Annotated in this window: 11 protein-coding genes; 3 read left to right on the top strand and 8 right to left on the bottom strand. The window is 42.8% G+C overall.

The annotated features are described in order from the left end of the window. Positions 1-80: 80 nt before the first annotated feature. The 6 genes from IKW96_RS06545 to IKW96_RS06520 are packed head-to-tail and all read right to left on the bottom strand — an operon-like array spanning position 81 to position 5,986. Entirely contained in the window at positions 81-833 is a 753-nt protein-coding gene (locus IKW96_RS06545) for a peptidoglycan recognition family protein (RefSeq protein WP_296572008.1), read from the bottom strand. Continuing rightward, entirely contained in the window at positions 805-1,254 is a 450-nt protein-coding gene (locus tag IKW96_RS06540; protein ID WP_296572004.1) for a holin family protein, read from the bottom strand. Before IKW96_RS06540 ends, IKW96_RS06545 begins: the two co-directional genes overlap by 29 nt. Then, complete coding sequence (locus IKW96_RS06535) at positions 1,251-2,612, bottom strand: hypothetical protein (RefSeq protein WP_296572001.1); 1,362 nt, start codon at positions 2,610-2,612, stop codon at positions 1,251-1,253. The genes IKW96_RS06540 and IKW96_RS06535 overlap by 4 nt, the downstream gene beginning before the upstream one ends. Beyond that, complete coding sequence (locus IKW96_RS06530) at positions 2,612-4,009, bottom strand: leucine-rich repeat domain-containing protein (protein ID WP_296571997.1); 1,398 nt, start codon at positions 4,007-4,009, stop codon at positions 2,612-2,614. The genes IKW96_RS06535 and IKW96_RS06530 overlap by 1 nt, the downstream gene beginning before the upstream one ends. Beyond that, on the bottom strand, positions 4,009-5,127 hold the full coding sequence (locus IKW96_RS06525) for a siphovirus ReqiPepy6 Gp37-like family protein (protein WP_296571994.1): 1,119 nt from the start codon (positions 5,125-5,127) through the stop codon (positions 4,009-4,011). The genes IKW96_RS06530 and IKW96_RS06525 overlap by 1 nt, the downstream gene beginning before the upstream one ends. 1 nt (position 5,128) lies before the next feature. Continuing rightward, a complete protein-coding gene (locus tag IKW96_RS06520) occupies positions 5,129-5,986 on the bottom strand; it encodes a phage tail domain-containing protein (RefSeq protein WP_296571991.1) in 858 nt (285 codons plus the stop codon). 80 nt (positions 5,987-6,066) lie between these two features. Between IKW96_RS06520 and IKW96_RS06515 the strand changes: the two genes are divergently transcribed. The 3 genes from IKW96_RS06515 (at position 6,067) to IKW96_RS06505 (ending at position 7,715) form a co-directional block, all read left to right on the top strand. After that, the gene (locus IKW96_RS06515) at positions 6,067-6,960 is read left to right on the top strand and encodes a hypothetical protein (protein WP_296571989.1); all 894 of its coding nucleotides are present in this window, start codon (positions 6,067-6,069) and stop codon (positions 6,958-6,960) included. 124 nt (positions 6,961-7,084) lie between these two features. Beyond that, positions 7,085-7,387, top strand: coding sequence for a nucleotidyltransferase family protein (locus IKW96_RS06510; RefSeq protein ID WP_296571986.1), 303 nt, complete (start codon positions 7,085-7,087; stop codon positions 7,385-7,387). Next, positions 7,377-7,715: a HepT-like ribonuclease domain-containing protein gene (locus IKW96_RS06505; protein ID WP_296571981.1), complete on the top strand. Its 339-nt coding sequence runs from the start codon at positions 7,377-7,379 to the stop codon at positions 7,713-7,715. The genes IKW96_RS06510 and IKW96_RS06505 overlap by 11 nt, the downstream gene beginning before the upstream one ends. Here the strand turns inward: IKW96_RS06505 and IKW96_RS06500 are convergent. After that, positions 7,708-11,154 carry a phage tail tape measure protein gene (locus IKW96_RS06500; RefSeq protein ID WP_296571978.1) on the bottom strand — a complete coding sequence of 1,149 codons (3,447 nt, stop codon included), beginning with the start codon at positions 11,152-11,154 and terminating at the stop codon, positions 7,708-7,710. The two genes, IKW96_RS06505 and IKW96_RS06500, sit on opposite strands and share 8 nt — an antisense overlap. An 86-nt stretch (positions 11,155-11,240) precedes the next feature. Beyond that, positions 11,241-11,360 carry a PF20097 family protein gene (locus IKW96_RS14800; protein ID WP_367112945.1) on the bottom strand — a complete coding sequence of 40 codons (120 nt, stop codon included), beginning with the start codon at positions 11,358-11,360 and terminating at the stop codon, positions 11,241-11,243. Positions 11,361-11,379: the final 19 nt, after the last annotated feature.

Below are 11,379 nucleotides of genomic sequence, written 5' to 3'. Positions count from 1 at the left end.
TCTGATTAGCTGCGCCGCACATTTTTGGCTATTTGTCAATACCTTTTTGCAAAAATTTACATTATATACAAAAAAAATAATCACAGGATCTTTTTGATTCCTGTGATTATTTTACTTTTCCTTAGCTTAATGACATTACCGACCTGGGACTTTGTATCCTGCCATGTCTTCCTTACGCGGTAGAGATACTTTCTTGCAGTCTTCGGCTTAGGGACAGGCGCCGGTTCTCCCATATACGACTGTACCTTAGCCTTGAATTCATTCCAGTGCGGGAGTATATATGCCGGACACATCTTATAGCTATTATACATAACGTTGAGCTCATCAATGGAGCCCTTCTTACCGTCACGGACATTGAGCCAGTAAGTATGCGTATACAGGTTATCTATACTGAGGTTATACATCTTAAGGAGGGCCGCAGCCAGTCTTGCACAGTTATCCTCTGACTTTTTATCAGTATCGTTATAGGCAGAAGACATAATACACTCAATAGCTATAGTACGTCTGTTGCCGCTGCCGTCTCCATCAGCTGCATGCCAGCCTGAAAGCGTCAGTGGCAGGTTCTGCCATGCACAGGTGTCATCACAGTAATAGTGAACACGTACATCCTTCATATTGCCGTTTACTGTAGCTCTGGTATACTGCTCAGCAGGCGTAGTACCTTCTATTGTAGTTATCCAGTCTGTATTATGAATGGTTATACCTATAACTTTGCCCTCCATAGAGGCGGAGGGCATTTCGATATTATTGGGATTATGGTTTGTGAGCATATACTCATTAACCGGAACTCCGTTTATAACATTATTAGAATCTGCCTTCAGAATCATTGTCATCATTATCATCCTTTCTGCCTGCTTTTTCCTGCAGGATTTCAATAGCATTTTTCAGTGCGGGTGGATATGGAATACCCATGAGACTGGTATTCTCAATAATAGATAGAACTTCATTAGCACAGAAGCCTATGCAGACTGCGTCACGGACATAGTTTGTATTCAGAAGAATATCAAGTCTAACCGCTACAATAATTAGCATAAGGATACTGCACTTTTTTGCCAGCCCAAGCCATCCGGCTTTACTGCTGAGCTTGCCGGAATCTGTATGTTTGGACCTGCCCATTGCTGCTGTTATCATGCCTGTTGCAAAATCAATAGCCATAAAGATTATGAGTGTTGCAAGAGCTGAATCCCAGCCTCCGAACAGTGACGCGATAAATCCGCCTATTGCGCCTATAACCATACATATCGTCTCTTTCATGTTGTCACCTCCAGTATTTTTATGAGTCTGATATGCGGATGTGTATTATCAGTAACTGCTTTCCATGCAAGATAATACTCATCGGCTGATAAGTCCTCTCTTGAAAGCAGCACCGTAATATATCTGTCTTCGGATTGCAGCCATCTGAACGGTATTGATATAGCACTGCCATTTATGATCTGTTCGTGGATATATCTGGCTGTTTCAGCTGCAGAAAGTTCAGTATTTGCCTTTCGTACCAGCCACATTTCTCCGCCCTGATTGATGCCGCATCTATAGCTGAACAGTACCTTAGACGAAGCTGACATTCTCACAGGCGTTATACACATGGTGTATATCTCAGCTCCCCAGTTGAAATCCGGCTGGTTATATGAAATGGCATAGTCATTTTCAGGACTGCAGAAGTTATGGTATGTATCTGCAAAGCCTGAAAGGGAGCGATAACCGTCAACATAGAAGGTATATAGCTTTTCACCGTATTCGGATAGAGCCGAATTACCGGATTTAAACAGCGTTACTGAGCTATCGTTTGCATGCAGATTATCTATCTGAGCCTGCAGTGAGGCAAGTGTATTCTGAATACCCTGACGTTCCTCCGTAGTATAGCTGGCGGTGATTGCGTCAAGCAACGCCTTGTTATTATGTGAATGTCCATTATCTGGCAGCTGCTCTATCATCTGCCGAACTATGGCAGTTATTTCTGATATATCAGGCGATATGCCGTCTTTACCATCGATACCGTCTCTGCCATCCTTTCCGTCTACACCATTTATGCCGTCACGACCGTTTGCACCATCAGTTCCGTCTCGTCCGTCTTTTCCATCAATACCATCTCTGCCGTCAGTTTCATTCTTTCCGTCAGCTCCGTCTTTGCCGTGCAGGCTTTGCAGCCATTCTGACAGTGATCCGGTAAAGCCTTCCTGAACTGACAGTTCATATGCAGACTGACCTGCTGAGCCAGTATTCATTTGTCTTATCTGCTGAAGTAACTGAACGTACAGGTCAGGTGTCGGCGGAATTGGAATATCATCATCGCCTGTAAATCCAGAGAAACGGATATTTAGCGTAACAGGAACTGTGGTTGCACGGACGGTAGTATCACTTTCCGCATCATAACCGAACAGAGACATTTTTACAGCACCTGCATGAAGCTCTGCAGGGAGATAACAGCTTGTCCCATCATATCCGAGAACTAAACTGTATGTATCGTCTCCCTGACTGAACTGCACTACCTTATGAAACCGTTTCCAGTCGCCTTCAAAGGTGAATTTAAACTGGACATACCTGATCTGGTGGTCTGCAAGTACTTCACGCTCGAGAACTTCTATGCTCTGGTTCCTTACAAGGAATTTCCACATCAGTTATGAACTTCCCTCCATTCTCTGTTTTCAAAGTCATATTCCATATATCCGTCAAGGCACTGTACCTTTTTAAGGCCTTTGTTTCCTATATTGCCGCTATGGCCGTCCCAGCCGCTTGATTTGCGTATTGCAGCCCATGCTTCAAGGCTTCCTTCATACGTGATAAGCTCAAGATTATCGCAGTAATTGAAGCTGCCTGCGGATATTTCCTCTACAGTAGCGGCAATAGTGAAATCCTTTAGTGCAGTACATGATGCAAACATTCTGTCTCCTATGATTCTTCCTTCATAACGGACGGTTTCAAGAGCCTGACAGCCGCTGAACGCCTCTATACTCACAGCTGTTACAGAAGCCGGGACAATAAGGGCAGTTATGGCTGTACCACTGAATGCATACCTGCCAAGCTCTGTGATATCTGGCGGCAGTTTAAGTGATGTCAGCCCATTAAGCACATGATGTTCAACATACTCGTCTATATGCGGCATAAAGCCGTTTCTGCCTATACGTGTCAGGCTGTTTGGCAGTGATACATTTTTGAGTTCATCACAGAATGTAAAGGCAAAGGTACCGACAGAAGTAATACCATCAGAGATAACAACCGACTTTATATCATTACGATTAAAAAACGGCGATAAATTGGCATCTGCGTTATTATCACTTTCATAATCATACATATCACCAGAGCCGCTGAGCAGTAATGTTCCGCCTGAGAACAGCACATAATGTACATTATCTCCGCAGGTACCATACCCGACTATATCTCCTGAGAAGTTATTGACCTTGGCATTAAGCTCAGTTACTGTATTTTCAAGCTCATTTATCTTCCCGTTATATCCCTGCATCTCTGCTATGAGCTGCGCTATCTGAGCCTGCATATCAGTAACCTTGCATTTACCCAGGATGCATCTGCAGTAACCGCATACACTGTTATCGTCACGATAGTCCAGAATATCCTGTGCCGTTAATGCTATAGCTTCCGGAGATATCCTTACTGCATACAGCAATAACCTTGTCTTATTCGGTTCTGCTTCAAAATTAGGTAGTGCAGGTAATTCCGCAGGTGTTCCCGGTACTACCTCAAGAGATACAGCCCTTACTGACTCCGAAGTATCACATAGAATAGAAACAGCCACAAATCGCGGAAGTGACTCATCCTGATACTGACTCAAATCTATGGTATATTCTGCGTCATTAATGAAGTAATGGCCGTCTATCCATGCCTTTCCTGTACCTAAAGTAACTTTCAAACCTGATGCAGGTGTCAGACTGAAGTTACTGCCGTAGGTGTCAAGTATACCATTACAGATGATACTTGACAGATATGCTGTGAAGTCTTCTGCAGTATATGTTCTGTCAAAGCCATTTGAATTAAAGAATCCGCTGTAAAAAGCCATTATTGTTCCTCCTTTTTGAATGTAGGTGTGAGGCTACGACCATTGCAGTCAAAGCACTCTATCATAACTATTAATTGTATTTTCGGCTGAATCATACCGAAACGTTTATGCTGAACAGTAACATAGTCGCCGACCGCATAATCCTTGTTATACTGATATTGCGAATTATTAGCAGCTATTTCGGATTCTGATACTGTTTTAGCCTGTATCAAATGTTCTGAGCCTCTTGTTTTTAGCAATTCAATATATTTATTTTCCGGTATTGGCACTGTTTCTCCATCAACATCTTCTGTTTCAGAGATATCATCCGCGTCCACATACACCTCATATCGGGAGAGATATGCAGGTTCGTCGCCGTCATAGTAAGTAGTGCGTTTACGCTCATCGCCTTTCCCCTGACCGAAGATATATGCGAAGTTGCGTTCTACAGAAGCGTCCTCTGCATAGCTGAATGACAGAAGATTGCTGTATGTATCGGAGAATATGATATGTGGATTATCCTGCTGCATAATACTGCGGTCGCTGCCTTCATATAGATCAAACACCATACGGTATTGCTCTCCGGTATTCTTCACAAGTCGGATATTTGCCGTTCCACCGATCTTCTCACAGATCGTATACACCCATTCCATAAGGTTGGCGTATGATACCTGTAGAGTAGCCGTCTGCTCCCAGCACAAGCCATACACATCGCCAAGTGACAGTCCGGGAATACGTCGATTATCGTTCTGTATCGCACTAAGTGTAACGGCAGATCGCACGATTTCGCTGTATGCCGTCGTCCTAGTTATATTCAGCGTAGGATGAATAATACGCCGCTCCAGCAGGCACATGAGGAAACGCCCACGTACCGTCAGGTAGTCGCCGTTCTCTGTATCCGTGTCTATCTGCACCGACTCAATGATGCCGAAGTGCTCTTTATCATCATCACGTCCGACTATGCGTCCAGTCCTGAAGATACTGATATTCAACGGACTTGCGGCTATATATACCTCAAAGCTGCCGCATTTATAGTACTCAACGTCCCATATCAGAGAAGAAAAACTGTCACATATGGCTTCAAGGGTGATAGAAAGTGCATAACCGTCCGGCTGCATATTGTAAATCTCGATCTGCATGCTACACCCCCAGATAAGCATTTGTGTGGATTATCCTTACTTTCAGGTTTTCAAGGCCTGTTCCTTGGAGATAGAAGCGGTTATTTCCTTCACGAAGAGTAAGCCAGGTAGAGCCCGAAACAAGCCGGTTTATAATATTATTCTTAACACCGCCGCGATCAAGAGTAACGATTTTATTGCCGGTCTTGGTTGTGACTGTTATAACGTCGCCTGCAAGGATATCGCCTGTGATCTGCATGTACTCGTCTGTATCTGCGTTATACAGTGTAGGAGAACGGGCGTCTGCAGTAGCTTCAATAACCAGCGTAAAGCCGGTCTCATCGCCTTCGTTGACAATATTCATAGTATTATCCCTATTGAATTTGCCCAGCACAAAAGGCTGAGGATTTGTCTCAGAAGGAAACGGAAAGGTAAATGCACCGACAATGTGGCTGTATTGAGCTATAACCGGTGTTGTTGAATACCAATAAATATCGGGACAGAGTATGGAGATCTGTCCCGTTGTAAGCTGTTCAAAATTGCTGATCTCGCAGGTCTCGACATAGCCTTCAGTGTACACGTCAACACCTGCGGTTTTGTAGTAGATCTTTATATATCGCGATGGCTTCACAACCTTGTATAGCTGGTGACGGCGAGCTTCTATGTCGATACCCCGCATCTCGAAGTGAATGACCACATTCCGCTTTTCAATGAAGGCGTTGTTCAGATAACTGCCGTCCATACCTGCATAGCCGGAAGTGCTTATCGTTCCGGGTGGAGGTGATAACCCCTCTATCTGAGAGGTCATATATTGGTTGGCGGTCGTTGTCATGTCAATACGGTCGCCACTCTGGTTTTCAAGAATAAGGCTAAAAAACATACTTACCTCCTGTTGATCTTTCATGGGTAATGATGTATAATATATTTATAATCTTAACAATAGACTGGAGCGTGCTACCCATGTATCGTTACGTTCAATACAATGGCTCAGCATATAGAGAATTTGATGGTGATTTTACTCAGTTTTTGCGAAATATTGGCGTGTCTAAAGAACATATAGACGCTGTTAAAAGTCGAATTGTAAATAAATACCCGGACGGAGTCTTGGATAATTATCATAGTTTAGCACTGGAAAGAAGACTCGTCCCAACTGACAAAATCCTCTGGACTGGACGTTCAACAGAAGGTCTGTCATTTTATGAAAACGTAAGAATAATGAAAGAAGGAGACAGAGAACCAAGTAGGTTTAATCGATGGCTAGATAAAGCATCCAAAAATCTCTCAGATACACGTGATATCTATCAAAAACTTAATAATCCTGTTAAAATGACCTATATAAAAAATGAAGATAAGTACTTCTTAAGTGGTGATGGAAATCACCGAACTCTAATCGCCATTGTTTTAGGAGCCACAAGTATTTTAGCAAACATAGACGGTGAATACGAATTAAATCATGAAAAACTTAAAATGTACAATTTAGAGAAGGAATTTTATGAAAAATATAACATAGATTGTATAATAATACATAATGCCTCTGTTTCAATAGGATTCTACGATGATAATAGCCAGGAAATATATGAAGTTGACGGATTCAAAAGCCTTGATACTAATCTTCCATTTTCCGATATACTCCAAGAATTAGAAGAACAGATTAAAAGCGATTTAAAAAAATACGCTTTAATTCGTAAGCTTCCAAATCGTTTGCTTAAGTTTATAAACAGTCATCTAATATGCAAATCCAGAATTCAAAAGTATTTTCTTAAATTTCCTATGACCAATCACGAAAGAATTAATAAGAAATACCTTTACCTTTATTATTGGGAAAAAAACAAAAGTACACGAAATGGCAACTAAAACCAGAAAGAATATAGCTATTTATTTTAACATTCCATTTCAGATTCCTTGACTTTTCGCACGTTATGTGCTATACTATACGTAGAAGAATAACCAACTCCTAGCCTTTTTGGAGGTGTTATCTATGATGCAAAAAAAATATACAATTGATCAAATTCAATCCATATTATCTCCTATATTTTCGGGATATCAAATTAGAAAGGCCGTATTATTTGGCTCTTATGCCAAAGGTACTGCAGAAGAAAAAAGTGATATTGACTTACTTGTTGACAGTGGTCTGAAAGGATTAGCATTTTACGGATTACTCGAAGATGTGGTTTCTGCGCTCGGTAAAGAAGTAGATTTACTTGACATATCACAAATTGATCCTAATTCAGAAGTTGATAACGAAATTGCCAAAACAGGAGTAATTATTTATGGAAGCTAAAGATAAACAAGTTTTGCAAAAGATATATGACCATATTTGCTCTGTTCTTAAATACTGCGAAGGATGTAGTACTCTTTCGGAGTTCCAAAATGATTCTATGAGAGTTGAAGCTTGTGTGTTTAACCTCATGCAAATTGGTGAACTTGCAAAACAATCGCTATCTGATGAAGCAAAACTTCAAATTAAAACTATTCCTTGGAAGCAGATATATGGTATGAGGAATCGTATAGTTCATGGATATTCTGGTGTCAATATGCTAATTGTATGGGATACTATCCATGATGATCTTCCCGAATTAAAAAAGGAATTAAAGGCTTACATCAAATAATATTCAGTGCATTTCTCGTCATACGATAAATTTCCAGCCGTGACAGCGATTTCGGGCTATTATTAGTCTGATTCACTATCCGGCTGTTGTCGTTGTTGTAGTAGTTATTAACCACACCACTACTGCCAGTTATCATTGCACCTGAAACGCCGTCCATATTGATATTAAGCCTTGACTGCATAGTGAGTGACATCGCTTCAGATACACCTTCTATAGCCTTTTCTACGTATTTTCTGCTATTATTGATTCCTTTTGCCAGTCCTTTCATAAAGTCCGGCATCCAGCTCTCAAAGTCAGTAAGAGGACCTTCATCCGGTACTGAGAAATGCAGGAAGGACTTTATCTTATCGGCAACACTCTTAACTGCGTCACCGACTTTGCCTATACAGCTCTTGATACCATCAACAATACCGTTGATTATATCTGCGCCCCACTGCCAAGCCTCTTTTCCAAGGTTCTTAACAAAGTCTACAGCTTTGTTGAAACCGTTAACGATGGTATCCTTGATACCGCCAATAGTTGAAGATATTGTCGATTTGATACTGTTCCATATATTGGAGACAGTATTTTTTATTGCATTCATGATGTTTGTGACCGTGTCTTTTATTGCATTCCATACATTCGAGATAACTGACTTGATTGTATTTACAATTCCGGATATAAAGTCGCTGATAGCATTCCAGACTGTAGTAACAACAGCCTTTATCGTATCAAGAGTGTTTTTTATATGGTCAGAAATGAAGTTCCAGACACTTGATATTACATTCCATATTGCATCTAATACAGTGGAAATCACCGTATGAATTGTATTCCAAACAGTTTCAACTACGTTTTTTATAGTTTCAAAGACTATGGTGAAAACTGCTTTTATCAATTCAAGCTTCTCAGTTATATTATCATGGATCCAGTCCATGACGCTGCTGATAACTGAATGGATAGCATCAAATACAGCTTCTACGGTATTCTTTATAGCATCAAAGACAATTGTAAAAACAGCCTTGATTATCTCCAGCTTCTCGGTTATATTCTTGTGTACCCATTCCATAACACTGCTTATAAGTGAATGGATAGCGTTGAATACGGTTTCAACAACAGTTTTTATTGCATTAAGGATCGGGGATACGACGCTGTATATCGCGTTCCATACCTTGCTTATGACATTCTTTATCGCATTGAGAACAGCGCTGATTAAAGTATGAATGGCATTCCAGACTGTAGTGATAACAAGCTTGATGAGCTCAACTTTCTCCTTGACCTTGTTACTGATAGCAGTCCAGATATTTACAAAGAAATCCTTTATAGCTGTAAGGACATTTACAATAACATCCTTTATCTTGCTGAGTGCTCCGCCGAATATCTTATCAAGAGTATTGAAGACGTTCTTTATGGTAGATACGATAAAATTCCAGATGCCAGTGAATATGCCCTTAATACCTTCCCATACTCTGCTCCAGTCACCTGTAAAGATACCGACAAATACATCAAGTATGCTGAGAATGGTATCTGTAATGAATTTAAACACATCGGCAATCTCTTTAAAAACACCTTCAAACAGAGGCTTAAGGAATTTACACAGCCCGTCCCAGATTGCTTTTATTACCTCAGATATGTTTTTGAAGTCAAAGCCCAGGGCATTAATCCTGTCAACTATCCCCTGTGTGAAGTTACGGAATGTATCCTTTATCTGGTTCCATATTGCAGTTATGTTGTTCCTGAATTCCTCATTTGTTTTCCAGAGGTGAGTAAATGCAGCTACTAAGGTACCTATTACTGCAACTACAGCTATTACAGGAGCGCTTATACCGCCTATGGCAGCACCAAATGTTGAAAATGCTGTTTTAGCTCCCGCTATAATAGTGGGGATATTTGATACAAACTGCATCAGCTTGCCGACTGTACCTATTGTTTTGCCCACTACAATGAGAAGCGGACCAAGTGCAGCTGCTACAAGTGAGATTTTGACAATGGTTTCCTTTGTGGCAGGATCCATAGCGTTCAGTTTGTCAATGAAGCCCTGAATCTCCGTCACGATTGCGCGGATTGCAGGCATCAGGATTTCGCCGAAGGAAATGGCAAGTTCCTGAAGCTGCGATTTCAGAATGGTGAGCTGCCCGCCGAGGTTATCCTGCATGACGGCAGCCATCTTTGCGGTCACACCGTTGTATCCGTCAATTTCGTCGGAACAAGTAGAAATAGCGCCTTCCAGCTTCTGAATATCCGCAGGTGCAGCATTCATCAGCGCAAGGAAACCGGACATCGCATTCTTGCCGACCAGCGCCTGTGCCGCCGATGCCTGTTCCGATTCCGACATCTGTGCGAAAGCCACACGGCAGTCCGCCAGAATGTCATTCAGTTCACGCATCGAACCGTCGGTGTTGGTCGTTGCAATTTCGATTTCGCCGAAGGATTCACCGCAGAACTTGACATCACCTGCAAGCGCTGTCATAATTGCACGGAGCGCCGTACCGGACTGCGAACCCTTGATACCGCTGTTTGCCATCAGACCGATAGCCTGCGCTGTATCTTCACAGGAGAATCCGAGAGAGCCTGCAACAGGCGCACAGTATTTGAAGGTTTCACCCATCATGCTGACATTCGTATTTGCATTGGACGATGCCGCCGTCAGAACATCAGCAAAATGACCGCTGTCGGCAGCAGATAAGCCGAAAGCGGTCAATGCGTCTGTTACAATATCCGAAGTTGTCGCCAAGTCCTCACCGGAAGCGGCAGCGAGGTTCATGATGCCCTCGATACCTTCCAGCATATCGCCGGTTTTCCAGCCCGCCATTGCCATGTAGTTCATAGCGTCGGCAGCCTCGGAAGCGGAGAACTTGGTTTTTGCGCCCATCTCACGAGCCTTGTTCCGGAGAGCGTCCAGCTCATCACCGGCCGCACCGGATACAGCAGCGACTTTGCTCATGGCGGAGTCGAAGTCGGCTGCGGTCTTGACAGCGGCTGTTCCGGCAGCCATAACGGGAACGGTCACATGAGTGGTCAGTGTCGTTCCGACATCGGCGATCTTGTCACCGGCTTTTTCAAGCATTTCTCCCGCCTGACCGAGCTTGGCAAGCGCCGTGTTGGAAGCCTCCGCTTCACGCTGGAGGTTCTGCAATTCCTGTTCCGTTTCGATGATCTCACGCTGCAGGGCATCATACTGCTCCTGTGAGATGTCGCCGCTCCGCAGCGCCTGATTTGCTTGCTCTGCCGCCGTTTTCAGGGTTTCCAGCTTTTCTTTGGTAGCCTTCACCGCATCGGCGAGGAGCTTATGCTTCTGCGAGAGCAGTTCTGTGTTGGTCGGATCAAGTTTCAGCAGCTTCTGTACATCCTTGAGCTGCGTCTGCGTGTTCTTGATGTTTTTGTTGACACCTTCCAGCGCTTTCGACAGCTTGGTAGTATCACCGCCAATCTCGACCGTGATCCCCTTGATTCTGTTTGCCATGCGGTTTCACCTCCGTGAGGGCATGAAAAAAGCACCTGCCGTAGCAAGTGCTTTGTGTATATTCAGTTTCTAAGGTAAATCTGAATTTACCGCTGGTTGAAATCAGAATTTTCGTCCGAATAATCTATAATTACTTTCTTGCATTCTCTACAGAGGAAAGCTGTAACAGCAGATCCCTTCAGAAAGGATAGTTCTGAAAGAATCACAGAACCTTCATGAAACTGT

Source organism: Ruminococcus sp., from assembly GCF_017549005.1.
Lineage (GTDB): Bacteria > Bacillota > Clostridia > Oscillospirales > Ruminococcaceae > Ruminococcus.
Note: the sequence above shows the minus strand (reverse complement) of the source record. Positions and strands in the feature narration are given on the sequence as shown.